The sequence below is a fragment of the Micromonospora sp. C28ISP2-4 genome (assembly GCF_030519385.1).
In the GTDB taxonomy this organism is placed as follows: Bacteria; Actinomycetota; Actinomycetes; order Mycobacteriales; family Micromonosporaceae; genus Micromonospora; species Micromonospora tulbaghiae.
The window spans coordinates 752,379-777,795 of sequence record NZ_JAUMKG010000001.1 but is presented as its reverse complement, the minus strand read 5'-3'; the positions used below and the strand labels follow the sequence as shown (position 1 = coordinate 777,795).

Annotated in this window: 23 protein-coding genes; 14 read left to right on the top strand and 9 right to left on the bottom strand. The window is 73.2% G+C overall.

The features are described from left to right. Positions 1–77: 77 nt before the first annotated feature. Positions 78–1,505, bottom strand: a complete 1,428-nt coding sequence (locus Q3W68_RS03620; RefSeq protein ID WP_120571563.1) for a UDP-glucose/GDP-mannose dehydrogenase family protein — start codon at positions 1,503–1,505, stop codon at positions 78–80. A 246-nt stretch (positions 1,506–1,751) separates the two neighbouring features. Between Q3W68_RS03620 and Q3W68_RS03615 the strand changes: the two genes are divergently transcribed. Then, positions 1,752–2,915, top strand: a complete 1,164-nt coding sequence (locus Q3W68_RS03615; RefSeq protein WP_128138570.1) for an acyl-CoA dehydrogenase family protein — start codon at positions 1,752–1,754, stop codon at positions 2,913–2,915. Between the two features lie 53 nt (positions 2,916–2,968). Here Q3W68_RS03615 and Q3W68_RS03610 read toward each other — a convergent pair whose 3' ends face one another. Further along, positions 2,969–3,622, bottom strand: coding sequence for a hypothetical protein (locus tag Q3W68_RS03610; RefSeq protein ID WP_302904080.1), 654 nt, complete (start codon positions 3,620–3,622; stop codon positions 2,969–2,971). Positions 3,623–3,645: 23 nt separating this feature from the next. Here Q3W68_RS03610 and Q3W68_RS03605 point away from each other — a divergent pair, with 23 nt between their 5' ends. Both Q3W68_RS03605 and Q3W68_RS03600 read left to right on the top strand, forming a co-directional pair. Next, positions 3,646–4,161, top strand: coding sequence for an acyl-CoA thioesterase (locus Q3W68_RS03605; protein WP_302904079.1), 516 nt, complete (start codon positions 3,646–3,648; stop codon positions 4,159–4,161). Positions 4,162–4,478: 317 nt separating this feature from the next. Then, complete coding sequence (locus Q3W68_RS03600; RefSeq protein ID WP_302904078.1) at positions 4,479–6,470, top strand: acetoacetate--CoA ligase; 1,992 nt, start codon at positions 4,479–4,481, stop codon at positions 6,468–6,470. A gap of 116 nt (positions 6,471–6,586) precedes the next feature. Here the strand turns inward: Q3W68_RS03600 and Q3W68_RS03595 are convergent, their stop codons facing one another. Beyond that, a complete protein-coding gene (locus tag Q3W68_RS03595) occupies positions 6,587–7,276 on the bottom strand; it encodes a TIGR03089 family protein (RefSeq protein ID WP_302904077.1) in 690 nt (229 codons plus the stop codon). A gap of 150 nt (positions 7,277–7,426) precedes the next feature. Here Q3W68_RS03595 and Q3W68_RS03590 point away from each other — a divergent pair, with 150 nt between their 5' ends. Together Q3W68_RS03590 and Q3W68_RS03585 are read left to right on the top strand one after the other, a co-directional pair. Beyond that, a complete protein-coding gene (locus Q3W68_RS03590) occupies positions 7,427–8,572 on the top strand; it encodes a glycosyltransferase family 1 protein (RefSeq protein ID WP_302904076.1) in 1,146 nt (381 codons plus the stop codon). Between the two features lie 64 nt (positions 8,573–8,636). Beyond that, positions 8,637–9,728 carry a mannose-1-phosphate guanylyltransferase gene (locus Q3W68_RS03585; protein WP_302904075.1) on the top strand — a complete coding sequence of 364 codons (1,092 nt, stop codon included), beginning with the start codon at positions 8,637–8,639 and terminating at the stop codon, positions 9,726–9,728. A 31-nt stretch (positions 9,729–9,759) separates the two neighbouring features. On the opposite strand, the gene Q3W68_RS03580 is transcribed toward Q3W68_RS03585, so the two are convergent. Further along, positions 9,760–10,329, bottom strand: a complete 570-nt coding sequence (locus Q3W68_RS03580) for an NUDIX hydrolase (RefSeq protein ID WP_302904074.1) — start codon at positions 10,327–10,329, stop codon at positions 9,760–9,762. 39 nt (positions 10,330–10,368) lie between these two features. On the opposite strand from Q3W68_RS03580, the gene Q3W68_RS03575 reads away from it, so the two are divergent. Then, a complete protein-coding gene (locus Q3W68_RS03575) occupies positions 10,369–11,412 on the top strand; it encodes a hypothetical protein (protein WP_302904073.1) in 1,044 nt (347 codons plus the stop codon). 245 nt (positions 11,413–11,657) lie between these two features. Then, positions 11,658–12,647: a helix-turn-helix transcriptional regulator gene (locus Q3W68_RS03570; RefSeq protein WP_302904072.1), complete on the top strand. Its 990-nt coding sequence runs from the start codon at positions 11,658–11,660 to the stop codon at positions 12,645–12,647. Between the two features lie 15 nt (positions 12,648–12,662). On the opposite strand, the gene Q3W68_RS03565 is transcribed toward Q3W68_RS03570, so the two are convergent. Next, a complete protein-coding gene (locus Q3W68_RS03565) occupies positions 12,663–13,748 on the bottom strand; it encodes a coenzyme F420-0:L-glutamate ligase (RefSeq protein WP_302904071.1) in 1,086 nt (361 codons plus the stop codon). After that, positions 13,745–14,692 carry a 2-phospho-L-lactate transferase gene (cofD, locus tag Q3W68_RS03560; protein WP_302904070.1) on the bottom strand — a complete coding sequence of 316 codons (948 nt, stop codon included), beginning with the start codon at positions 14,690–14,692 and terminating at the stop codon, positions 13,745–13,747. Before cofD ends, Q3W68_RS03565 begins: the two co-directional genes overlap by 4 nt. 99 nt (positions 14,693–14,791) lie before the next feature. Here cofD and Q3W68_RS03555 point away from each other — a divergent pair, with 99 nt between their 5' ends. From Q3W68_RS03555 to Q3W68_RS03530, 6 genes are all read left to right on the top strand, one after another. Then, positions 14,792–15,727 (top strand): hypothetical protein, encoded by a 936-nt coding sequence (locus Q3W68_RS03555; protein ID WP_302904069.1) that lies wholly within the window; start codon positions 14,792–14,794, stop codon positions 15,725–15,727. 156 nt (positions 15,728–15,883) lie between these two features. After that, positions 15,884–18,409: a bifunctional FO biosynthesis protein CofGH gene (locus Q3W68_RS03550; protein WP_302904068.1), complete on the top strand. Its 2,526-nt coding sequence runs from the start codon at positions 15,884–15,886 to the stop codon at positions 18,407–18,409. 149 nt (positions 18,410–18,558) lie between these two features. Beyond that, the gene (locus tag Q3W68_RS03545) at positions 18,559–18,852 is read left to right on the top strand and encodes a hypothetical protein (protein WP_071096699.1); all 294 of its coding nucleotides are present in this window, start codon (positions 18,559–18,561) and stop codon (positions 18,850–18,852) included. A gap of 72 nt (positions 18,853–18,924) precedes the next feature. Continuing rightward, complete coding sequence (locus Q3W68_RS03540) at positions 18,925–20,322, top strand: DUF4331 domain-containing protein (RefSeq protein ID WP_302904067.1); 1,398 nt, start codon at positions 18,925–18,927, stop codon at positions 20,320–20,322. Between the two features lie 13 nt (positions 20,323–20,335). Then, positions 20,336–20,674 carry a phospholipase gene (locus Q3W68_RS03535; protein WP_121683624.1) on the top strand — a complete coding sequence of 113 codons (339 nt, stop codon included), beginning with the start codon at positions 20,336–20,338 and terminating at the stop codon, positions 20,672–20,674. A 460-nt stretch (positions 20,675–21,134) separates the two neighbouring features. Beyond that, a complete protein-coding gene (locus tag Q3W68_RS03530) occupies positions 21,135–21,395 on the top strand; it encodes a WhiB family transcriptional regulator (RefSeq protein WP_013284161.1) in 261 nt (86 codons plus the stop codon). A 92-nt stretch (positions 21,396–21,487) separates the two neighbouring features. Here Q3W68_RS03530 and Q3W68_RS03525 read toward each other — a convergent pair whose 3' ends face one another. Next, entirely contained in the window at positions 21,488–21,937 is a 450-nt protein-coding gene (locus Q3W68_RS03525; RefSeq protein ID WP_018787548.1) for a metallopeptidase family protein, read from the bottom strand. A 153-nt stretch (positions 21,938–22,090) separates the two neighbouring features. Between Q3W68_RS03525 and Q3W68_RS03520 the strand changes: the two genes are divergently transcribed. Beyond that, positions 22,091–22,462: a DUF3499 domain-containing protein gene (locus Q3W68_RS03520; RefSeq protein WP_302904066.1), complete on the top strand. Its 372-nt coding sequence runs from the start codon at positions 22,091–22,093 to the stop codon at positions 22,460–22,462. Between the two features lie 105 nt (positions 22,463–22,567). Here Q3W68_RS03520 and Q3W68_RS03515 read toward each other — a convergent pair whose 3' ends face one another. Together Q3W68_RS03515 and Q3W68_RS03510 are read right to left on the bottom strand one after the other, a co-directional pair. Then, positions 22,568–23,947 (bottom strand): FAD-binding oxidoreductase, encoded by a 1,380-nt coding sequence (locus Q3W68_RS03515; protein ID WP_302904944.1) that lies wholly within the window; start codon positions 23,945–23,947, stop codon positions 22,568–22,570. A 5-nt stretch (positions 23,948–23,952) separates the two neighbouring features. Then, positions 23,953–25,299: an aspartate aminotransferase family protein gene (locus Q3W68_RS03510; RefSeq protein ID WP_128137035.1), complete on the bottom strand. Its 1,347-nt coding sequence runs from the start codon at positions 25,297–25,299 to the stop codon at positions 23,953–23,955. Between the last annotated feature and the right edge of the window lie 118 nt (positions 25,300–25,417).

The following is a 25,417-nucleotide window of genomic DNA, read 5'->3' as shown; positions in this document are numbered from 1 at the left end:
CGCCGCGTTCCGGACAACAAAAACGGACCGGCCGCCGGGGAGGCGTTCCCCGGCGGCCGGTCCGCACGGTCAGCGGGTCAGGGGCGGCCCATGCCGCGGTACTCCCAGCCGGCCTGCGTCCACAGTGTCGAGTCGAGGCAGTTGCGCCCGTCGACCACCTTGCGGCCGTTCGCCAGCTCGCCCAGGGCGACCGGGTCGGCGTTGCGGAACTCGGCCCACTCGGTGAGCACGCAGACCAGGTCGGCGCCGCGGACGGCGTCGTTCATGGTCTCCTCGTACGTCAGCTCGGGCACCGCCCGGCGCGCGTTCTCGATCCCCTGCGGGTCGAACACGTGCACGTCGGCGCCGGCCTTGCCGAGCAGCGAGGCGACCGCGAGTGCCGGCGCGTCGCGTACGTCATCGGTGTTGGGTTTGAACGTGGCGCCGAGCACCGCGACCCGGGTGCCGGACAGGTCCGGCCCGGCCGGGCCGGAGCGGCGGCCGAGCAGTTCGGCGGCGAGCTGCACCACGCGGCTGCGGCGGCGCTGGTTGATCAGGTCGACCTCGTGCAGGAAGCGCAGTGCCTCACCGGCGCCCAGCTCCTGCGCGCGCGCCTGGAAGGCGCGGATGTCCTTGGGCAGGCAGGCGCCGCCGAAGCCGAGCCCGGCCTGGAGGAAGCGGTTGCCGATGCGCGGGTCGTAGCCGATCGAGCGGGCGAGCTGGGTGACGTCGCCGCCGGCCGCCTCGCAGACCTCGGCCATCGCGTTGATGAAGGAGATCTTGGTGGCGAGGAACGCGTTCGCGGCGACCTTGACCAGCTCGGCGGTGGCGAAGTCGGTGACCACCAGCGGCACCTCGCGGTCCTCGGTGGCGGCGAGGTCGAAGACGCCTTTGTGGGCGGCGAAGAGCATGCCGTTGGCCCACTCGCTCTTGACGCCGACCACGATCCGGTTCGGACGCAGCACGTCGTCGACGGCGAAGCCCTCCTGGAGGAACTCGGGGCTCCACGCCACCTCGACGCCGAGGTCGGCCGGGGTGTGCTTGCCGACGAGCTGCTCCACCCACTCGGCGGTGCCCACCGGCACGGTGGACTTGCCGACGATCAGCGCCTTGCGGGTCAGGTGCTGGGCGAGGCTGGTCACGGACGCCTCGACGTACGACAGGTCGGCGCCCATCCCGTCGGCCCGCTGCGGGGTGCCGACGCAGATGAAGTGGACGTCGCCGAAGTCGGCGGTCTCCTGGATGTCGGTGCTGAACCGCAGCCGCCCGGCGGCCAGGTTGCGCCGCAGCAGCTCGTCGAGGCCCGGCTCGTGGATCGGCACCTCGCCCGCGTTCAGCTTGGCGATCTTGTCCGCGTCGACGTCGAAGCCGAGCACCTCGTAGCCCAGCTCCGCGTAGCAGATGGCGTAGGTCGCACCGAGGTAGCCGGTGCCGAGGAACGTCACCCGCGGGCGGGCGGCGCCGGACGGCGGGGTCACCGCGGCGATGGCGGGCATCGGCTGGGTGTTCGGGTACGGAATCGTCACGCCTGTCTTCTCCGCTCGCACTGGCGGCGCTTCCACGCGTCGCATTCTGCTGGGGCGCCGAGCCGGGCACCGAGGGAACTGGATGTCTGCTGTGAGGGTAATGGGGTCGGGCGGGCGAGGCTCGGGCGCGAGCCTACCCGCCGGTAAGGTTCGGCCGGGGCCGGTGGCTATCCTTCAGTTTGCGGCAGTCGTCGGCCTCCGGGCGGCACAGACTGCGCATGATAGCGGTGAAAGGGGAGGGCCGACATGGCCGCAGAGCAGTCGTTCGACGTCTACCGGTTGCCGGAGGAGCACGAGGCGATCCGGGAGGCGGTCCGTGAGGTCTGTGCGGCCAAGGTGGCTCCGCACGCCGCCGAGGCGGACGAGACAGGTGAGTTCCCCAAGGCGTCCTACGAGGCTCTGCGCGCGGCCGACTTCCACGCCCCGCACATCCCGGTCGAGTACGGCGGCGCCGGCGCTGATGCGCTGGCCACGGCCATCGTGATCGAGGAGGTGGCCCGGGCCTGCGCGTCGTCCTCGCTGATCCCGGCGGTGAACAAGCTGGGCACCATGCCGCTGCTGCTGGCCGGCTCCGAGGAACTGAAGCGCAAGTACCTCACCCCGGTCGCGGCCGGGGAGGGCATGTTCTCCTACTGCCTCTCCGAGCCGGAGGCGGGCAGCGACGCCGCCTCGATGACCACCAAGGCGGTACGTGACGGAGACCACTGGGTGCTCAACGGCGTCAAGCGGTGGATCACCAACGCGGGCGTGTCCGAGTACTACACCGTGTTCGCCGTGACCGATCCCACAGCCCGGTCGAAGGGCATCTCCGCGTTCGTGGTCGAGAAGTCCGACCCGGGCGTCAGCTTCGGCGCGCCGGAGAAGAAGCTCGGCATCAAGGGCTCGCCCACCCGCGAGGTCTACTTCGACAACGTCCGGATCCCGGCCGACCGCATGATCGGTGCCGAGGGAACCGGCTTCGCCACCGCGATGAAGACGCTGGACCACACCCGGGTCACCATCGCCGCGCAGGCGGTCGGCATCGCGCAGGGCGCGCTGGACTACGCCAAGGGCTACGTCCAGGAGCGCAAGCAGTTCGGCAAGCCGGTCGCCGACTTCCAGGGCATCCAGTTCATGCTCGCCGACATGGGCATGAAGCTGGAGGCGGCGCGGCAGCTCACGTACGCGGCCGCCGGCAAGTCCGAGCGCGGCGACGCGGACCTGACCTACTTCGGCGCGGCCGCGAAGTGCTTCGCGTCGGACGCCGCCATGGAGATCACCACGGACGCGGTCCAGCTGCTCGGCGGCTACGGCTACACCCGCGACTACCCGGTCGAGCGGATGATGCGGGACGCCAAGATCACCCAGATCTACGAGGGCACCAACCAGGTGCAGCGCATCGTCATGGCGCGTCAGCTGCTCAAGGGCTGACCGCAGGACGTTCGGGCGGGCGGGCCGGTCGCGTACCGGCCCGCCCGCGCTCGTCAACGGCTCTCGGTGCCCTCCGGCCGGCCGGCGCCGCGCGGAGGCGCGGACCACGGCGACTCGCCGCCGGTGCGGCGGGGCAGCGGTTCGGTGGGGGCCTCGGGGTACGCCAGCGTGAGCGGCGGCGTGTCCGGGTCCTTCGCCGGCGCCGGGGGCCAGTCGGTGAGCGTCGGCTTGTGCTCCACCTGTGTGACGGCCGGGGTCAGCTCCGCCTCGGCAGTCGGGGGCGTGGCGGGACGCCGCCAGCGGCTCGTGCTGAACACGGCCATCAGCAACAGCACGCCGATCAGGAACAGCGTGCCGTTGTCGAGCGGGTCGCGCAGCGGCAGCGGGTCACCGAGCAGCTTCAGGTCGTCCGGCACCCGGTCCCGCACGCTGAACGGCGCGACGAACAGCCCGAGGTACGGGACCGCGAGCAGCAGGCCGGCCGCCAGCGGGCCGAACGGCGAGAAGCGCAACGTGCCGAGCAGGCCGAGCAGGATGCCGGCGACGCCCAGATAGACGGCCGGCTCGATCAGGTTCGGCGTGCTGTACGTCCCGATCTCCACCCAGCGGTCGACGGTCCGCTCAGATCCGTCCTGACCGAGCGTGACGAGCACCCAGGTGACGGGCGCCACCGCCAACCCGGCGAGGAAGCTCCAGAGATGTCGCATCCGCGCACCGTACCGTTTTCGGCATGACAGATCATCCCGCGGTCCCGCCGGGTAAGCCGACCTCGTACTCCCGCGTCACGCTCAGTCGCATCATGACCGCGGTCGATGTCAATCTGTACGGGACCGTGCACGGTGGGGTACTCATGAAATTCGTGGACGACGTTGCCGGCGCGGCGGCTGCGCGGCACAGCGGCGGCACCGCGGTGACCGCCTCCATCGACGAGATCGTCTTCTCCGAGCCGGTCCGGGTGGGCGATCTCGTGCACGCCCACGCACAGATCAACTGGACCGGCCAGACCTCGATGGAGGTCGGAGTGAAGGTGGTCGCCGAGCGCTGGGACTCGGCCGAGGAGGAGCCGGTGCGGGTCGCCACCGCGTACCTGGTCTTCGTGGGCGTCGACGTGGGCGGCTCGCCCCGGCCGGTCCGCCCGGTGCTGCCCGAGACGCCGGAGGACGAGCGCCGTTTCCGGGAGGCCGAGATCCGTCGCGCGCACCGCCTGGCCCGCCGCCGCGCCATCCAGGCCCACCGCGCCGGCTGAGGTGTAAGGAAGGGCCCCCTGTTAACGCCTGCGGTAGAGGAAGGGCCCCCTATTAACACCCGAGCCCACGCCGTCGCCCGCCGCCAGCGGCGAGCCCCGCGGGGGGAGTGCGGTGTTAACAGGGGGCCCTTCCCATGCACGAGGCGTTAACAGGGGGCCCTTCCTTGCACGCGGGCCACATGGGGTGGGGGTGCGGGGTGTGGGCGGGGCACGCCCCGTACGCCGCACCCGGCGCGGACAATGGCGGCACGAGGTAGGGCAAGATGGCGCCACGGCTCCGGCACACCGGCGTGGCGGGCCCAGGGGAGGGTGGAACAGTGGCTGACGTGCTGTGGACGCCGCCGGCGGACGTGCGGGAGCGGTCCCGGATCGGTGACTACCTGCGCTGGCTGGCCGAACACCGCGGGCTCGAGTTCGCCGACTACGACGCGCTGTGGCAGTGGTCGGTGACCGACCTGGACGCGTTCTGGCGCTCGATCTGGGACTGGTTCGACGTCGTCGCGCACACCCCGCCGACCGCCACCCTCTCCGACCGGGCCATGCCGGGCACCCGCTGGTTCCCCGGCGCGACGCTCAACTACGCCGAGAACGTGCTGCGCATGCCGGGGCTGGGCGACGACGACCCGGCGGTGATCGCGCACGGTCAGACCCGCGCGCCGGAGACGCTCACCGCCGCCGAGCTGCGCGAGCGGGTCCGCCGGGTGGCCGCCGGGCTGCGGCGCCTCGGCGTGGGTCCGGGCGACCGGGTGGCCGCGTACGCGCCGAACATCCCCGAGACGTACGTCCTGCTGCTCGCCACCGCCAGCCTCGGCGCGATCTTCTCCTCCTGCGCGCCCGAGTTCGGCACCCGAAGCGTCACCGACCGCTGGCAGCAGATCGAGCCCACGGTGCTGGTCGCTGTGGACGGCTACCGGTACGGCGACAAGCCGGTCGACAGGCGCGCCGAGGTGGCCGCGATCCGGGCCGCGCTGCCGTCGCTGCGGCACACGGTCGCCATCGCGTACCTCGATCCGGACGGCCCGGCCCCCGACGGCGCGCTGCCGTGGGCGGAGCTGGCGGCGGTGACCGACGAGCCGCTGGCCTTCACCCCGGTCGCCTTCGACCACCCGCTGTACGTGCTCTACTCCTCCGGCACCACCGGCCTGCCCAAGCCGATCGTGCACGGCCACGGTGGCATCCTGCTGGAACACCTCAAGATGCTGGCGCTGCACCACGACCTGGGCCCGTCCGACCGGTTCCTCTGGTTCACCACGACCGGCTGGATGATGTGGAACTTCCTGGTCTCCGGCCCGGCGGTGGGCGCGGCGATCGTGCTGTTCGACGGAAACCCGGGCCACCCCGACCTGGGCGCGCTGTGGCGGCTGGCCGCCGACACCGGCACCACCTACTTCGGCACGTCCGCGCCGTTCCTGCTGGCCTGCCGCAAGGCCGGGCTGGTGCCGCGCGAGATCGCCGACCTGTCCGCGGTGCGCGGCCTCGGTTCGACCGGTGCGCCGCTGCCGGCCGAGGGCTTCACCTGGGTGTACGAGAACGTGAGCGACCGCCTCCAGCTCCAGTCGCTGTCCGGCGGCACTGACGTGTGCACCGGTTTCGTCGGCGGTGTGCCGCTGCTGCCGGTGTATGCCGGCGAGATCGCGTGCCGGGCGCTCGGCGCGAAGGTGGAGGCCCGGTCGGCCGAGGGCGACGCCGTGATCGGGCAGCTCGGCGAGCTGGTGATCACCGAGCCGATGCCGAGCATGCCGGTCGGGTTCTGGAACGATCCGGACGGCGCGCGCTACCGGGAGGCGTACTTCGAGGTCTATCCCGGGGTGTGGCGGCACGGCGACTGGATCACCGTGAACGAACGCGGCGGGTGCGTGATCACCGGCCGCTCCGACGCCACCCTGAACCGGGGCGGCGTACGCCTCGGCACGGCCGAGTTCTACTCCGTGGTCGAGGGGCTGGACGAGGTGGTCGACTCGGTGGTCGTGCACCTGGAGGACGACGAGGGCGGCGCGGGCGAGTTGCTGCTGTTCGTGGTGCTCGCCGAGGGCCTGGAGCTGGACGACGAGATGCGGCGCAAGATCTGCCGGGAGCTGCGTACCGCCCTGTCGCCGCGGCACGTGCCGGACGAGATCCACCAGGTCCGGGCCGTGCCCCGCACGCTGAGCGCGAAGAAGCTGGAGGTGCCGGTCAAGAAGATCCTGACGGGCACCCCGGTGGACAGCGCGGCGGCCAAGGGCGCCCTGGCCAACCCCGAGTCCCTGACGGCGTTCGCCGCCCTGGCCCAGCGCCGCGCCACCGCCGACAGCCCCGTCGCCCCTCGCTGATCAGCCCCGTCGCCCCTCGCTGATCTTGCACTTTCCGCCCCGGCGAAAGGGGTGAATCCCCCGTACCAGGGGCCGAAAGTGCAAGATCGACGGGGGAGAGGGGGGCGGGGGCGGGCTCAGGGCAGGGTGTGCGTGGTCTTCTCGGTTGTGGAGCGCGCCTCAAGGCGGGCCGGGTCGGGGTGGGCGCACGCGACCACGCTGGCTCCTGCGGTGAGCGGGGTGAGCAGCCAGTCGACCGGGTCGGGGTGGGCGGTCACGTCCACCAGGAGGCGGTCGCCCTGCGTCAGGCCCAGCTCCGTGGCGCGGGCCGCCGCGCGGGCCAGCAGCGTCGCGTCCGCCTCACCGCCTTGCGGGTACGGCGTGAAGTGGTCGCCGTGCCCGCGTACCGCCGTGACGAAGTCGGTGCAGCCCGCCGGCACCTGCCGCATCGGCAGCGCGAACGGGTCGAGCGCGAGCGCGTACCGCTCGCCGGCCGGCCACCCGGCCGCCTCGTCCACCCGGGCGACGGCCACGAACAGCGCCTCCACCGGGCCCGGCGCGTCGGCCACCGTCAGCTTCGCCGACCAGCAGCCGAGCAGCACCGCGGCGGTCTGCCAGTGCGGCGGCAGCAGCACCCCGGCCGCGTCGCCGGGCGCGGCGCCCACCTCGTCGGTGAGCAGGTTGGCGGTCTTCGCCACCCAGTTCGCGAGCGTTGCCCCGGACAGTTCGGTGCGCTCGCCGGTGGCGTCGTCGTACCAGGTCAGCAGCGGTCGGGTGGGGTCCGGCGCGATCGCGTCGGCGAACACCCGGGCAATGTTGTCGGCCATCGGCGCGAACGATACGCGCCCCGCGTGCGTACTCGATGACAACGACAAGTCGGCGTACCGTCGGGTCGCGGTCAGCGCCTTCCGCCGGGCCCGGCGTAGGCTTGCCGAGAGTGTTCTTCCCCACAACTGCGCCACCTGAGGAGTCGCCCCGTGACCGCCGGTCGCCCGCCCCGCGTTCTCATCGACGCCACGAGTGTCCCCGCCGACCGTGGCGGCGTCGGTAGATACGTCGACGGACTGCTCGGCGCGCTGGGCCGGGTCTGCGGCACCAGCGTCGACCTGGCTGTGGTCAGCCTCCGCACCGACCTGGAGCGCTACACCCGGATGCTGCCCGGCGCGGAGGTGATCCCCGCCCCGGCGGCGGTGGCGCACCGGCCGGCGCGGCTGGCCTGGGAGCAGACCGGCCTGCCGCTGCTGGCCCAGCAGGTCGGCGCCGAGGTGCTGCACTCGCCGTTCTACACCTGCCCGCTGCGGGCTGGTTGTCCGGTGACGGTCACCGTGCACGACGCGACGTTCTTCACCGAGCCGGAGCACTACGACAAGTCGCGCCGGACGTTCTTCCGCAGCGCGATCAAGACGTCGCTGCGCCGGGCCAGCCGGGTGATCGTGCCGAGCAAGGCGACCCGCGACGAGCTGATCCGGCTGCTGGACGCCGACCCGACCCGGATCGACGTCGCCTACCACGGCGTCGACCAGGACGCGTTCCACGCGCCGGGCGACGAGGAGAAGGCACGCGTCCGGGCCCGCCTGGGTCTCGGCGACAGCAGCTACATCGCGTTCCTCGGGGCCAAGGAGCCGCGCAAGAACGTACCCAACCTGATCCGCGGCTGGGCCCGGGCGGTGGCCGACCGGCCGAACCCGCCCGCGCTGGTGGTGGCCGGCGGCCAGGGGCACGACGACGACATCGACCGCGCGGTGGTCGAGGTCCCGTCGCACCTGCGGCTGCTGCGCCCGGGTTACCTGCGCTACGCCGACCTGCCCGGCTTCCTCGGCGGCGCGCTGGTGGCGGCCTACCCGTCCTACGGCGAGGGCTTCGGCCTGCCGATCCTGGAGGCGATGGCGTGCGCCGCCCCGGTGCTGACCACGCCGCGACTGTCGCTGCCCGAGGTGGGCGGCGACGCGGTGGCCTACACCAGCGAGGATCCGGACCAGATCGCCACCGACCTCGGCGCCCTGCTGGACGACGAGCAGCGGCGGCTGTCCCTGGCCAAGGCCGGCTTCGACCGGGCCAAGGAGTTCACCTGGGAGTCCAGCGCGGAGGTCCACATCGCGGCGTGGCGACGGGCGCGGTCCTGAGCGCCGGCTGCCGGCCCCGGGCGACCGACAGTGACGGCTCGCCCGCTTCGGGCATGATGTGCTGATGTTCTACGCCGTCATCCCGGCGGGCGGCAGCGGCACAAGGTTGTGGCCGTTGTCCCGTGCCGGCCACCCCAAATTCCTCCACCCGCTGACCGGCACCCCCGCCTCGCTGTTGCAGGCCACTGTCGACCGGTTGTCGCCGCTGACCACTCCGGAGCGCACGCTCGTGGTCACCGGGGCCGCGCACGCCGCGGCGGTGGCTCGGCAGCTGGCCGGTCTGCCGGAGGAGAACATCCTGGTCGAGCCGTCGCCACGGGACTCCTGCGCCGCGATCGCGCTGGCCGCCGCGGTGATCGCCGCCCGGACCCCGGACGCGGTGATGGGCTCGTTCGCCGCCGACCATCTGATCGGCGACCCGGCCCGGCTGGCCGAGGTGGTACGGCAGGCCATCCGGGGCGCCGAGCAGGGGCTGCTGATGACCGTGGGCATCACCCCGACGCGCCCGGAGACCGGCTACGGCTACCTGGAGACCGGCGAGCCGGTGGGGGACGGCCCGCTGCGCCCGGTACGCGAGTTCAAGGAGAAGCCGGCCGCCGAGGTGGCCGAGGTGTACGTCCGCTCCGGCCGGCACCTCTGGAACGCCAGCATGTTCGTCTGGCGGGTGGACGTCTTCCTGTCCGAGCTGGCCCGTCAGCAGCCGGAGCTGCACGCCGGGATCACCGCCATCGCGGCGGCCTGGGGCACGCCGGAGCAGGACGACGTGCTCGGCCGGATCTGGCCGACGCTGCCCCGGATCTCGGTCGACTACGCGGTGATGGAGGGCGCGGCGACGGCCGGCCGGGTGGGTACGGTGCCGGGCGACTTCGGCTGGAACGACGTGGGCGACTTCCACACCCTCGGCGAGGTGCTGCCCGCCGACGGCGCCGGCAACGTGGTGCTCGGCGGGGACGCCAAGCCGGGCGTGCTGCTGCACGACACCACCGGCACCGTGGTGGTGCCGCACTCCGGCCGGCTCGTGGCCACCGTCGGGGTGCACGACCTGATCGTCGTGGACACCCCGGACGCGCTGCTGGTCTGCCCGCGCGACCGCGCGCAGGACGTGAAGAAGATCGTGGACGAGCTGAAGGAGCGCGGCGAGGAGGGCCTGGTCTGATTCCGCCGATCGCGGAGTGAGGGCGCCCCGCTCAGCCGCCGGCGTGGCGGGCCAGCACCGCGAGCGCCGGCGGCACGAGCTGGGCGGTGGCGTGGGCGAGCGGTTCGGGCAGCCGGTCCGGCCGGAACCATCCGAGCGCCTCGGACTCCGCGCTGACCCGCTCGACCGCCCCGGCCGGGGCCAGGACGGCGTACCGGACGTCGTAGTGGAACGACCCGCCCTGGCAGGCGACCTGGTGGATGTCCACGTCGATCGGCTCCGGCTCGACGGTCAGGCCGGTGATGCCGGACTCCTCGGTGGCCTCGCGCAGCGCGGCGGCCACGAGCGTCCGGTCGCCGGGCTCGCAGTGCCCGCCGAGCTGCACCCACCTGCGGATCTTGCCGTGCAGGCAGAGCAGCACCCGGCCGTCCGGGTCGAGCACCAGCGCGCTCGCCGTGACGTGCCCGGCCCGGTGCGCCCGGCTCATCGCCACCGGCCCGTCGGCCAGCAGCGCCAGGGTCCGGTCCCGGGCGGCGCCGGCGGCGGGGCTGGTCGCCGTCCAGCGGCTCAGCGTCGCGACGGCGTCGGCGTGCAGTTCGGTGTACGAGGTGAGGTCGGGCATCCGGACACTCTACGAGCGCCGCCTCCGTACCCTGGCGCGGTGACCCTGCGACTCGTCGAGTTCCTGGTGGCCGGCAACGAGGCGAGTGACCTCCTGCCGGTGCGGTCGGCCGCGCTGCTGCGGGCGCACGGTGCGCGCCGCGGCTTCTGGACCGTGCTGGACGAGGGGCCGGTGGAGCAGTGCCTGGCGCTGCTGCTGGAACGCGACGACGGCCACTGGAAGGCGCATCACGTGGCCGCCGACGCCGGGCGGGAGAACGGCCGCACCGAGGACGGTGAGGCGCTGGCCCACCACGACGGCTGGGTGTACGTCTTCGGCTCGCACTTCGGCTCCAAGGGCGGCCCGCTGCGGCCCCGGCGGGCGTTCGTGGCCCGGTTCCGGGAGGACGACGCAGTGGCCGAGCCGCTGCCGGTGCACGTGGTGCGCAACCGTTTCCGGCTGCACCGGGCGGTGAACGACGCGCTCGCCGCCGCCCCGCTGACGCTGCTGCCGCCCGGCGACCGGGTCCGGGAGCGGTTCATCGTGGAGACGCTGGCCCGGGGCACCGCCCGCGCCAAGAGCTGGGTGAGCCGGCTCGCCGCGGACGACCTGCCGGTCAACGTCGAGGCGGCGGCGTTCACCCCGGCCGGTACGGCACTGCTCGGCCTGCGTTTCCCGGTGACCGCCGACGGGGAGCCGGTCTACGTCGAGCTGGCCGGCGTACCGGAGATGTTCGACGATCCGGAGCGGCCGGGTGACCTGCTGGGGCTCGGGGCGTACGCGCTGACCGGTGTGACGCCGCCCGGGGCGCTGGCGGGCTTCCGCGCGATCACCCCGACCGGCGACGGCGGCTACGCGGCGGTGACCGGGTCGATCGACGCGCTGGGCAAGGGTTCGGTGCTGCTGGACGACCACCCGCACGGCGGCGAGGTGACCTCCCGGCACGTGCGGTTCCGGCACGACGCGGGCGGGGGCCCGCTGGTGGCCGGGGAGGTGGTCGCGGAGCTGGCGCCGTTCCATCACGTGGAGGGGCTGGCCGAGCTGGCGGGACGCTGCTACTACGTCACCGACGAGGACCATCGGGTGGCACTCTGGATCGGATGAGCGAGGGCCGGGCGGCACCCCTGCGACTGCTGTCGCAGACCCTCGTGGTGCCACCCGGCCACGCCCGTCAGCCGGCGTCCGGGTCGACGTTGCGCCCCGGCGTCGGCGGGCAACAGAGAGTTTGCCGAACCGGCCCGTCCAGCGTCGAGGCTTTTCACCTGACGCTTAAAGATGGAGATTAGTACCGGCGGGTACAGTGCGAGGTGTGGCGGGCACCCCCGCCGTCCGCACGGGAGCAGCAACCCATGTTGAAGATCATTTTCTCGGGCGAGGACGTTCTGCGGACCCGGGTCGCCCCGGCCGCGGACCCGCTCTGGGAGCTGGTCCTCAGCCTGCACCTGCTTCAGGGGCGCAGCCGGGACCCGATGATGACCACGTGGCGGCGCACAGTGGCGCACGGCCTGCGGACCGACACCGACGCCGAGCAGTACCGTCTGCTGCTCGCGCTCAACCCGCCGCGTGGCTACTTCCCCGACTTCCTCACCCCGTCCGCCAGCCGGGAGGGCATCGAGGCCGGGCTGGACGCGGTCCGGGGCACCCCTGTGGACATGCTGCGCCGCGACCTGAGGCTGCTCGCCGGGGAGACCACGCTGCCGTCGTCGGCCACCTCACTCGCCCGTGGCGAGCCGGACACGCTGCACCACCTCACCGAGGCCATGGCCCGCTACCAGTCGCTGGCGGTCACGCCGTACTGGGCCCGGGTGCAGGCGGCGGTCGAGGCGGACCGGGCCCGGCGCGCCCGGGCCATGCTCGACGGCGGCGCCGAAGGGCTGCTGGCCAGCCTGCGGCCGAACATGCGCTGGGTCTCGGGTGTGCTGGAGGTGCTCGACTACCCGGACACCCGGGAACTGCACCTGGACGGCCGCGGGCTGCTGCTCGTGCCGTCGTTCTTCTGCTCGCGTACCCCGGTGGCGCTCGTGGACCCGACCCTGCCCCCGGTGCTGGTCTACCCGGTCGACCGGCTGGCCGGCCTGACGCCCGCGTCCGGCGCCGCCGCGTCACCGCAGGGCGAGGCGCTCGCCGCCCTGCTCGGCCGCACCCGCTCCCGGGTGCTCCAGGCCGCCGACGAGGGCTGCACGACCGGCGAGATGGCCCGCCGGTTGCGCATCTCCGCCGCCGCGGCCAGCCAGCACACCACTGTGCTGCGCAACGCTGGGCTGTTGGTCAGTCAGCGCGACCGCAACACCGTCCTGCACACGCTGACCCCGCTGGGCCGGGCCGTCCTCGACGCCTGAGCGTAGCCCGCCGGGTCAGAGCGCCAGCGTGGCGCTCGCGGCGCTGCCGGACGGGGGCGGAAGCAACGACGAGTCGATCCCCTCCGCGGCCAGCGCGGCACGCAGGCGTTGTACGTCCGCGCCGAACCGGACCAGGTCCGCCGGGTCGAGCGGAGTGGGCGCCGCACCGAGCAGCAGGCCGGTGGCGGAGGCGGGCCAGCCGGGCACCGTGGCGGCGAGTCCGGCGCGTACCTCGTCGTCGGTGACGTGGGTGAACACAGTGCCCGGGGCGACCACCTCGGCGACCGCGTCGATCGCCCGCCGCACCGCGGCCGGGTCGGCGGGCTCGGGGCCGACCCGGTCCGCCAGCGTCGCCGCCGCGCGCAGACCGGCGGTGTGCGCCTCGGCGGTACCGAGCGAGAACAGGTCCATCGAGGCGTCGCGGACGAGCGTGCGGGCGCCCTCGTCGTCGTCCCGGGTCGCGGCGAGGTAACCCCGGATCACCGCGACCGGCACCTGGTCGCACTTGCCCTTGATCAGCTCACCGGCGGCGGCGAGTTCGTCGACCACCGCCATCTGGGTGACGAACAGCTCGTTGCCGTACGGGTCGACCTCGCCCCGGTGGTCGCGGATCGCCGGCATGCCCGCGACCCCGAGCGCCACGTCGGTGAGCCCGTTGCGCCACGGGCGGCCCATGGTGTCGCTGACGATCACGGCCACGTCGAGGCCGTACCGCTCGCGCAACTCGGCGCGCAGGGCCCGGGCGGACGCGTCCGGGTCGACCGGCAGCAGCACCAGCCGGGTCTTGTCCACGTTCGAGGCGTCGATGCCCGCGGAGGCCATCACGAACCCGTGGTGGGTCTGCACGATCCGGGTCGCGCCCCGGGTGGCGACCACCCGGGCGGTCTCCCCGGCCAGGATGCGGTCCCGCTCGGCGAGCCGTTCCGGGCCGTCGGCCGGCACGTCGACCAGCCGGCCCTCCGCCTTCGACACGATCTTGCTGGTGACCACGAGCACGTCGTGGTCGCGCAGCCAGGGTGCCGCACCGGTGATCAGCGCCGCCAGGTCGTCGCCCTCGGTCACGTCGCCGATGCCGGGCACCGGCAGGATCTCCAGCCTCACATCAACTCCAGTGCGGCGCGCACCATCGCGGCGGTCGCCGCCTCGTCGGTCATTCGCAGCGGCGCCGCGCGGACCGTCACGTCCGGCACCACGGCGCCCTCGTCCTCCGGCGCGACCAGCCAGCCGTCGAGCAGCCCGCCCGCCGTCCGGGCGCCGTAGAGGCCGCCCACGCCGGCCGCGCTGCACTCCACGCCGAGCACCGCGAGGCAGCGGTCGGCCATGCCGCGTACCGGCGCGCCGCCGATGATCGGCGACACCCCGATCACCGGGGCCGGTCCGCCGGTCACCGCGTCGCGCAGCCCGGGCACCGCCAGCACCGGGGCGATGCTCACCACCGGGTTGCTGGGCGCGATCAGCACGACGTCCGCGGCGGCGATCGCCTCGACCACGCCGGGTGCGGGCTTCGCCGCGTCGGCGCCGACGAAGACGAACCGGTCGGTCGGTACGTCGGCCCGGTACCGCACCCACCACTCCTGGAAGTGGATCGCCCGGCGGCCCTGCTCGTCGGTGACGACGGCATGGGTCTCCAGGCGGTCGTCGGTGGCGGGCAGCAGCCGTACACCCGGCTGCCAGCGGGCCGCCAGCGCCTCGGTGACCTGGGACAGCGGGTAGCCTGCGTTGATCATCTGGGTGCGCACCAGGTGGGTGGCGACGTCCTTGTCGCCCAGTCCGAACCAGCTCGGCTCCGCGCCGTACGCGGCCAGCTCGTTCTTCACCGTCCACGTCTCGCCCGCCCGGCCCCAGCCGCGCTCCGGGTCGGCGCCGCCGCCGAGCGTGTAGAGCACGCTGTCCAGGTCGGGACAGACCTTCAGCCCGTGCAGCAGCAGATCGTCGCCGACGTTGACCACGGCGGTCACCTCGGCGCCCACATCGCGGGCGTACGCCCGCACGCCGAGCAGGAAACGGGCGCCCCCGATGCCGCCGGTCAGTACCACGATGCGCATGGCGTCCATCCTTCCGCACGCGCCGCCGTCGATCGTCCGGTGGCCGGAGAGACTACGCTCACTTCGGCAACTGTCCGCTTTCGTCCCCTGGGGGAGTCCGTGACCAGCCCCGCCGAGCCCGCGTCCGGCGACGCCACGCAGGCCAGCCAGTTGATCAAGCCGTTGCGCGAACTGGCCGCGCTCGTCCTTCTCGGCGCCAACGCCGTGCTGCTCTTCGTCGGCCTGTTGCGCCTGCTGGTGCAGGTCGACGACTACAGCACGTTCACCAGCCGGGCCGGGAGCACGTATTTCGCCTTCATCGGCCTGGAGTCGACGGTCCTGCCGGTGCTCGCCGTCCTGATCGCCACAGTGATCCTCCCGGTCGTGCCGAAGGCCAAGCTGATCACGCAGGTGGCGCTCGTCGAGTACGCCGTGTCCCTCGCGTTCGGCGCGCTGACGTTCCTGATCTGGCTGGTCGGCCGGCTCGCCGACGGTGAGGTGCTGGACGCGTTCCTCGGTCTGCTGACCCGCGTGGCGTGGCTGGCGATCTTCGGGGTCGCCGCGTTCGTGGTGTTCAAGATCTGGCGCACGCTCTACTACGTGCCGAAGCCCAAGGCGCAGCCGGGCGTGTACGGCCAGCCCCAGCCCGGATGGCCGCAGCAGCCGGGTCAGCCCGGCGGCTACCCCGGTCCGGGCGGCTACCCGCAGCAGCCCGGCCAGGGCTACCCGCAGGCCGGCTCGCCCCAGCCCGGCTGGCCGCAGCAGCCCGGCCCGTACGGCCAGCCGCAGTCGGCGCCGCCGTTCAACACGGCACCGCCGCACGCTCCGCAGTCCGGCCCGCCGTCCGCCGACCCGCAGTCCGGCGTCCCGTTCGCCGGGCCGCAGCAGGCGCCGCAGTACGGCTCGCCGCAGCCCGCGCCGCCGTTCGGCCAGCCGCCGTCGGCCGACCCGACGCAGGCGATCCCGCGCCAGTCCGCCGAGCCGGGCGCGCCGTCGCCCGCCGACGACGAGCGCACGCAGCGGTTCGACCGCGAGGACCCGAACCGGCCTCGCTGAGCCCCGCGCGGCGGGCGACGGAGAGCCGTCGCCCGCCGCCACCTCGGCCCGCCACAGTCGCCTGGCCACTGTGCGGCGGCTCACCCGGGCCGTCCCGTTGCCCGGACCGCGGCGGGGGCGGGCATCCGGCGCTCCGGCAGAGCTTAGGCTGGGCGGATGGTTGATCGCAGCGACCCCGAACCGACCGAGGCGAGCATCCGGCGGGCGCTGGGGCGGGCCGCCACCGGCCGGGCGCTCGACGCCGGCGAGGCGGGCGCGCTGCTCGCCGCTCGCGGGCCGATGCTCGACGACCTGCTCCGGATCGCCTCCGACATCCGCGACGCCGGGCTGCGCGACGCCGGGCGGCCGGGCGTGGTGACGTACTCGAAGAAGGTCTTCATCCCGCTGACCCGGCTCTGCCGGGACCGCTGCCACTACTGCACGTTCGCCACGGTGCCGCACCGGCTGCCCGCCGCCTACCTGGAACGCGACGAGGTGCTGGCGATCGCCCGTGAGGGCGCCGCGCAGGGCTGCAAGGAGGCGCTGTTCACGCTCGGCGACCGGCCCGAGGAGCGGTGGCCGGCGGCCCGCCGGTGGCTGGACGAGCGGGGGTACGACTCGACGCTGGACTACCTGCGCGCCTGCGCGGTGGCGGTGCTGGAGGAGACCGGCCTGCTGCCGCACCTCAACCCGGGCGTGCTCACCTGGTCGGAGTTGCAGCGGCTCAAGCCGGTCGCGCCGAGCATGGGCATGATGCTGGAGACCACCGCGACCCGGCTCTGGTCCGAGCCCGGCGGCCCGCACTACGGCTCGCCGGACAAGGAACCGGCGGTACGCCTGCGGGTGCTCGACGACGCCGGCCGGGTCGGGGTGCCGTTCACCACCGGCATCCTGATCGGCATCGGCGAGAACCGGGCCGAGCGGGTCGACGCGATCTTCGCGATCCGCCGGGCGATGCGGGAGTACGGCCACCTCCAGGAGGTGATCGTGCAGAACTTCCGCGCCAAGCCGGACACCGCGATGCGCGGCATGCCCGACGCGGAGCTGCACGACCTGGCCGCCACAGTGGCGGTGGCCCGGGTGCTGCTCGGCCCGAAGGCCCGCATCCAGGCCCCGCCGAACCTGATCGCGGGCGAGTACGACCTGCTGCTGCGCGCCGGCATCGACGACTGGGGCGGCGTCTCCCCGGTCACGCCCGACCACGTCAACCCCGAGCGGCCCTGGCCGCACCTGGACGAGCTGGTGGCGCGTACCGCGAGTGCCGGGTTCACGCTGCGCGAGCGGCTGACCGTCTACCCGGAGTACGTCCGGGCGGGCGATCCGTGGCTGGACCCGCGCCTGCTGCCGCACGTCACCGCGCTCGCCGACCCGGCCACCGGGCTCGCGGTCGAGGCGGCCCGCCCGGTGGGACGGCCCTGGCAGGAGCCGGAGGAGGTGTACGGCGGCCGCACCGACCTGCACGTCACCATCGACGTCACCGGCCGTACCGACGACCGGCGGGGCGACTTCGACAGCGTCTACGGCGACTGGGCCGAGGTGGCCGGCAAGGTGGCGCCGGAGGCGCGCGCGGGCGTACCCCTGGGTGGTGGCGCGGACGCCGACCTGCGCGCGGGCCTGCGGCTGGCCGCTGACGACCCGGCCGCGCTGCTGACGCCGACGCACGAGGCGAAGGCGCTGGCGCTGTTCGGCGCGGACGGCCCGGCGCTCGACGAGCTGTGCCGGCTCGCGGACGACGCGCGCCGCGACGCGGTCGGCGACGACGTGACATACGTGGTCAACCGCAACATCAATTTCACGAACGTCTGCTACGTGGGCTGCCGGTTCTGCGCCTTCGCGCAGCGGGAGAGCGACGCCGACGCGTTCCGGCTCTCCCTGGAGCAGGTCGCCGACCGGGCCGAGGAGGCGTGGACGGCCGGCGCGACCGAGGTGTGCCTCCAGGGCGGCATCGACCCGAAGATGCCGGTGACCGGGTACGCCGACATCGTCCGCGCGATCAAGGCGCGGGTGCCGGGCATGCACGTGCACGCGTTCTCCCCGATGGAGATCGTCACCGCCGCGGCGAAGGCCGGCGTGCCGGTGCGGGAGTGGCTGCTCCAGCTCCGCGAGGCCGGGCTGGACACCATCCCGGGCACCGCCGCCGAGATCCTCGACGACGACGTGCGCTGGGTGCTCACGAAGGGCAAACTGCCGGCCGCCGCCTGGGTCGACGTGGTGAGCACCGCCCACGAGCTGGGCATCCGCTCCAGCTCCACGATGATGTACGGCCACGTGGACCACCCGGGCCAGTGGCTCGCCCACTTCCGGGTGCTGGCTGGCGTGCAGGACCGTACCGGCGGGTTCACCGAGTTCGTGGCGCTGCCGTTCGTGCACACCAACGCGCCGATCTACCTGGCCGGCATCGCCCGTCCGGGGCCGACCTGGCGGGAGAACCGGGCGGTGCACGCGATGGCCCGGCTGCTGCTGCACGGCCGGATCGACAACATCCAGTGCTCCTGGGTGAAGCTCGGCGACGCCGGCACCGTCGAGATGCTGCGCGGCGGCTGCAACGACCTGGGCGGCACGTTGATGGAGGAGACGATCTCCCGGATGGCCGGCTCGGGCAACGGCTCGGCCCGTACCGAGGAGCAGTTGCGGGCCATCGCCACCGCCGCGGGGCGGCCGTTCCGCAAGCGGACGACCGCGTACGGTCACGCCCGCGCCTGAGGTCGAACCTTTCCCCGTCGCCCGCCGTACCTGTGGGTGCCGGCGGCGGTTTCGGCGAGGACCGCCGCCGGTGACCCGAACCGGGGCCCGGCGGTGTCCGGGCGCCCGGCCCGCTGCGGCGCTGCGGCGCCGGTCCGGAAAGGCTGCCGATGAGCACTGACGAGACCACCGACGCGCCGAAACGGCGGACCTGGCCGCGGTTGACCCGCCGGCAGACGCTCACCGCCGCGGCGAGCGCCACACTGGGCGCCGCCGCCCTCACCGTGCCGGGTCTGTCCGCCGCGCAGAACGCCCCCACGGCGAGCCGGCGCGACGAGCCGATAGTGGTCCACCTCCGCGACGCCGCGACCGGCGTCATGGACGTCTTCGTCGGCACCACCCGCGTCGAGGTACGCGACCGCGGCCTGGCCGACCGCCTGGTGCGCGCCGCCGGCCGGCGCTGATCCCACCCTCCGCCGGCGCGTGATCCCGGCGCCGGTTCCGCTTTCCGTTCCCCCGACGAAGGTGCGTCCGCCATGTCCTCTCACCGCGAGGCCCCGGAGATCGCCAAGGATCCGGTCGCCGACAGTTCCGACCTGTACGCGTTCGTCACGCCGACCCAGCCGGACACGGTCACGTTGATCGCCAACTACGTGCCGGTGCAGCTGCCCTCCGGCGGCCCGAACTTCTTCGAGTTCGGTGACGACGTCCGGTACGAGATTCACATCGACAACGACGGGGACGGTTATCCGGACGTCACCTATCGTTTCGAATTCACTACCGAGATCACGAACGAGAACAGTTTTCTCTACAACACCGGGCCGATCGAGTCGCTGGAGAGCAAGAACTGGAACCGGCGGCAGTTCTACCGGCTGACCCGGATCGCCGACGGCCGCGCCCGGGTGCTGGCGCACAAACTGCCCTGCCCGCCGTGCAACGTCGGGCCGCTGTCCACGCCGAACTACCAGAACCTGGTCCGGCAGGCGACGTTCAAGCTGTCCACCGGCGAGAAGGTGTTCGCGGGGCAGCGGGCGGACGGCTTCTTCGTCGACCTGGGCGCGGTGTTCGACCTGGGTACGCTGCGGCCGTTCCAGCAGCTGCACGTCGCCGGCAAGAAGCTGTTCCGGACCGAGGGGGAGCCGGTGAACGCGCTCGACCGGCTCAACGTGCACAGCCTCGCCGTGCAGGTGCCGCTGGCGCAGGTACGCCGCAAGGCGGCCCGCTACGGCTACGCCGACCGCGCCTCCACGATCGGGGTCTGGACCAGCGCGTCCCGCCAGCAGGTGCGGGTGCTCGGCGACCGGGTCGCCGCGGACACCGCCGCCGGGCCCTTCACCCAGGTGTCGCGGCTCGGTAACCCGTTGTTCAACGAGGTCGTCGTGCCCATGTCCAGGAAGGACGTCTGGAACACGCTGCCGCCGTCGGACGACAAGCGGTTCGCCGGGTTCGTCGAGCGGCCCGAGCTGGCCTCGCTGCTGCCGGCGCTCTACCCGGGCGTGTTCCCCAATCTGGACGCGCTCAACAAGTCGAAGAAGCCGCGCGCCGACCTGGTGGCGATCCTGCTCACCGGCGTCCCGGCCGGACTGATCGACGGCTTCGCCAACACCACCGGCGACGTCCAGGCGGACATGCTGCGCCTGAACACGGCGATCCCGCCCAGCCGCAAGCCGGACCGGTTCGGCGTGCTCGGCGGCGACCTGGCCGGCTTCCCCAACGGACGCCGCGTCGCCGACGACGTGGTGACGATCGCGCTGCGCGCCATCGCCGGGCTGACCGTGCCGCTGGTCGACAAGACGTTCCGGCCGGACGCCGCCGCCGCGGCGGTGACGCCCGGACTGAGCGCGGCCGACGTCACGGCACCGTTCCTTGCCGACTTCCCGTTCCTCGGCACGCCGTACGACGGGTTCGGCAACCCGCAGGCGAAGAAGTCCTGACGGGAGGCGGCCGATGTCACACCATCACGATCTCGGTCCGTCGGAGGTCGGCAGCGTCGTGCTCGACCTAGGCGGCGACCGGGGGGCACTGATCATCCACACCGGGCGGGACCTGCACGGCCGGGAGATCGAGATCAGCCGCGTGGACCTCGACGGCCCGCGGACCCACTCCGCCGTACGCGAGCGGCACGTCCGGGACGGCGTGTTCCACAGTGCCGTCTACCCGGATCTGGAGGCCGGCGTGTATACCGTCTGGTGGGACGAGAGTACGTCTGCCGGCGCGATCTCGGTCACCGGTGGGTCGGTCGCCGAATTCGTCTGGCCCACCAGCTCACCAGCCCGCTTGGACTGAGCCGTCAGTCGCGCCGGAACCCGCGCCCCGTCCACATGCTGGACGGGGCGCGGTCGGCGTTGGGTGGCTCGACGGGCGGTACCGCGGGAAGCGGGTTACCCTTTGCCCCACCAATTCTGATCTTGGTACGAGCGGTCGGCGGGGGCGTCCGGCCGGCCTGTCGGCGATGCGCCACGGCAGAAAACTTCCGGCAACTCGCCGGGGAGGGCGTTACTCGTCCGGGGTCTGAATCGATAGGGCAGGTTGCGAGGCTACGGGCGACCGCGGCGGTCGTCCCGGACGTGTCGGGAGGGCGACTCCATTATCAAGTTTGGCTTGACGGCGCACGCATTACACGCGTGTAATTTGAATGGGGTTGTTCGCACGGAACGCAACAAATGGTGACCGTACGGACAGGCACGCCTTTCGCGTGGGGGGTTGCAGCGGCGAATGACGCCGGTGCGCGACAAGGAGGCAATCGATGGACGGCCAGCTCGAGGTGGCCGACCTGCTCGGGAACGCGCCGGAGTGGCAGGAGCGAGCGCTCTGCTCGCAGACCGACCCGGAGGCGTTCTTTCCCGAGAAGGGCGGCTCGACCCGCGAGGCGAAGCGCATCTGCTCGCGGTGCGAAGTGAAGACGGAATGCCTGGAGTACGCGCTCGGCCACGACGAGCGGTTCGGAATCTGGGGTGGCCTCTCCGAGCGGGAGCGGCGCAAGCTCAAGCGGCGGGTCGCCGCCTGATCCACGTACGGGTCCACGGGCGGTGGGGGCCGCCCGGACCCGGGTCGCCGTCCGGCCGGAGGGGTCCGGCCGGGTGGCGGCGCTCTATCCGGTCAGGCCAGCTCGTCCGGGTCGACCCCGAGCAGGTTCGCCACCTGCTCGATGATCACGTCGTGCACCAGGTCGGCGAGGTCCTCGCGGTCCATCGCGCGGAACTCCAGCGGTCGCCGGTAGAGCACGATCCGCGGCGGCACCTCCTGGCGGCCGGGCCGCCCCGGCAGCAGCCGGGCGAGCGGCACCTCGCCGTCCTCCAGCACGTCCGAGTCGTAGACGTTCAGATCCGGCGGGACGTCCTCGACCGCGAACTCCACCCCGGCCAGCTCCTTGGCGAACCGGCGTTCGAGCGTCTCCACGGTGTCGAGCACCAGATCGTCGAAGACCTCGGCCTTCGTCCGGGCCAGCGGCACCGTGGCCGGCACCAGCCGCCCGCGCAGCCCGCGACCGTGCCGGTCACGGTGGGTGCGCCGGCCGGAGCCGGGGCGGCGGTTCTGCGGGCTCGTCATGACGGACAGGGTAGCCCGGGGCGGTGGCCCACCCGCCGTCGCGCGGCCGTCCGGCGTGCCGCTGCGCCGATCGGAGGAATTGTGATCACCATGACGGGCGTGTCGTAACGCGAAGCGGTGCGCCGGACCCGGTAATGGGGATACCCTGCCGCCGTGAGGTCACCACGGCGCTGCTCCCGTAACGGCTGCCCCCGGCAAGCGGTCGCCACATTGACCTATGTCTACAACGAGTCGACGGCGGTGGTGGGCCCGCTCGCGGCGTTCGCCGAACCGCACACGTACGACCTGTGTGAGCCGCATGCCCGCAACCTGACCGCCCCGCGCGGCTGGGACGTGGTGCGGCACGAGGGCGAGTTCGAGCCGCCGCCGCCCACCACCGACGACCTGGTGGCGCTGGCCGAGGCGGTACGCGAGGCCGCCCGCCCGGCCCCGCCCCGCCCTCCGGAGGACGAGCCCAGCGCCAAGCCCCAGACCCCCCAGCAGGGTCGCCGGGGCCACCTCCGGGTGATCCCACCCCACCACTGACCCCCACCGCAGGCCCGCGGCCCTTCCGTCGGTCGATCATGAAGTTGACGGCTCTTACTGCCGCCAACTTCATGATCAACGGGGCGGAAGGTCGGGTGGGCGCGGTCAGTGGCCCAGAAAGCGGTTGAAGAGATCAGCTCGGCGGGACGGGCGAGCGGTGCGGTGCTCGGTTCGGTCGGCTGACGACATCACCCGCAGGCCGGCGTTCACAGCCAGCCAGCGCAGTGGCTCCGGTTCCCAGCGGGGGGAGCGGTGGCCCACCCAGGGCAGCGCCGTCAGGTCGCTGTCCACGCCCCGGATCAGGTCGGCCAGCGTACGCCCGGCGAGGTTGCTCGTGCCGACGCCGTCGCCGACGTAGCCGCCGGCCCAGGCCAGCCCGGTGCGGCGGTCCAGCCCCACCGACGCGGACCAGTCCCGGGCCACGCCGAGCGGCCCGCCCCAGGCGTGCGTCACCGGCACGTCCGGTCCGAGCACCGGGAACAGCTCACCGAGCGCGCGGCGCAGCGCCGCGAACACCCGGGGCTCCCGGTCGAAGCCCGGCCGCACCCGGGAGGCGTAGTGGTAGGGCGCGCCCCGCCCGCCGAACGCGAGCCGGCCGTCGGCGGTGCGCTGGCCGTACACGATGACGTGCCGGTAGTCGGAGAACGTCTCCCGCTGCGCCAGCCCGATCCGCGCCCAGGTCTCCTCGGGCAGCGGCGGGGTGGCCACCATCAGCGAGTAGACCGGCGCCACCGTGCGCCGCTGGCCGGGCAACCCCGGGGTGTAGCCCTCGGTCGCGCGGACCACCACCGGCGCCCGGACCACGCCCGCCGCTGTCATCGCCGCGCCGGGCCGCAGCGCGGTCACCGCCGTGCGCTCGTGGATGCGTACACCCCGGCGCTCCACCGCCCGGGCCAGGCCCCGGACCAGCTTCGCCGGGTGCACGGCGGCGCAGTGCGGGGTGTACGTGCCGCCGCGTACCCCCTCGGCGTCGCACCGCGCGGCGGCCTCGCCGGCGTCGAGCAGCGTCAGGTCGTCGTCGGTCAGCCCGTGCGCGTGGGCCTGGGCGACCTCGGCCCGGGCCCGGCGGAGCTGCGCCTCGCCGCGCGCGAGCGTCACGGTTCCGCCGGCCCGCCAGTCGCAGTCGATGCCCTCGGCGGCGGCGACCCGGCCCACCTCGCCGACCGTGTCGTGCATGGCCCGCTGCATGACCAGTGCCCGGTCCCGGCCGTGCCGCCGGGCCAGCGCCGGCAGCGAGGTGGGGAACAGCGCAGAGCACCAGCCGCCGTTGCGCCCCGATGCGCCGTACCCGACGATCTCCCGCTCCAGTACGACGACGCGCAACGTGGGGTCGGCCTCGGCCAGGTAGTACGCCGTCCACAGCCCGGTGTACCCGGCGCCCACGATCGCCACGTCGGCGTCCGTGTCGCCGGGCAACCCGGGTCGCGGTGTCAGCGGTTCGTCCAGGCCGGACAGCCAGTACGACAGATGCCGGTAGTCGGTCATCGGCGTCAGAGCCGCGACCACGCCTCGGTCAGCACCGCGCGCAGGATCTGCTCGATCTCGTCGAAGTGCTGCTGGTCGGCGATCAGCGGCGGGGCGAGCTGCACCACCGGGTCACCCCGGTCGTCGGCCCGGCAGTAGAGCCCGGCGTCGAACAGCGCGGTGGACAGGAAGCCGCGCAGCAGCCGCTCGGACTCGGCCTCGTCGAACGTCTCCCGGGTGGTCTTGTCCTTGACCAGTTCGATGCCGTAGAAGTAGCCGTCGCCGCGCACGTCGCCGACGATCGGCAGGTCGTGCAGCTTCTCCAGGGTGGACCGGAACGCGCCCTCGTTGGCCCGGACGTGCCCGATCAGGTCCTCCCGGGCGAACACCTCCAGGTTGGCCAGCGCGACCGCGCAGGAGACCGGGTGGCCGCCGAACGTCACGCCGTGCGCGAACATGCCGGTCTCGGTGAGGAACGGCTCCATCAGCCGCTCGCTGGCGATCATCGCGCCGAGCGGGGCGTAGCCGGAGGTGATGCCCTTGGCGGTGGTGATGATGTCCGGCTGGTAGCCGTAGCGGACGGCGCCGAAGTACTCGCCGAGCCGGCCCCAGGAGCAGATCACCTCGTCGCTGACGAGCAGCACGTCGTACGCGTCGCAGATCTCGCGCACCCGCTCGAAGTAGCCGGGCGGCGGCGGGAAGCAGCCGCCGGAGTTCTGCACCGGCTCCAGGAAGACGGCGGCTACCGTCTCCGGCCCCTCCCGCTCGATCGCCCGGCCGATCTCCTCGGCGGCCCAGCGGCCGAACGCCTCGGCGTCGTCGCCGTGCTCGGGGGCCCGGTAGAAGTTGGTGTTCGGCACCTTGATGCCGCCCGGGACCAGCGGCTCGAAGTCGGTCTTGATGCCGGGCAGGCCGGTGATCGACAGCGCGCCCATCGAGGTGCCGTGATAGGCGATGTATCGGCTGACCACCTTGTGCTTGGTGGGCTTGCCGGTGCGCTTGAAGTAGGCCCGGGCCAGCTTCCACGCCGCCTCCACGGCCTCGGAGCCGCCGGTGGTGAAGAAGACCCGGTTCAGGTCGCCGGGCGTGAGCGTGGCGATCTTCTCGGCCAGCTCGACCGCCTTGGGGTGGGCGTACGACCAGAGCGGGAAGTACGCCAGCTCGCCGGCCTGCTTGGCGGCGGCCTCGGCCAGCTCCGTGCGGCCGTGGCCGGCGTTGACGACGAACAGTCCGGCCAACCCGTCCAGGTAGCGGCGGCCCTGCGCGTCCCAGACGTACGCGCCCTCGCCCCGCACGATTGTCGGAACCTCGCCGGCGGGGTAGCTCGCCATGCGGGTGAAGTGCATCCAGAGATGGTCGGTGGCGTTGGCCATGTCAGCCCCATCGGGTCTCGGGCCGGTCAGGGGTGACACCGGCCGCTCTGCCCACGGTTATCCCACAGGCGATGCCGATAAGGCAAGCGAACAAGCCTTAACGCGACGGATTCAGCGA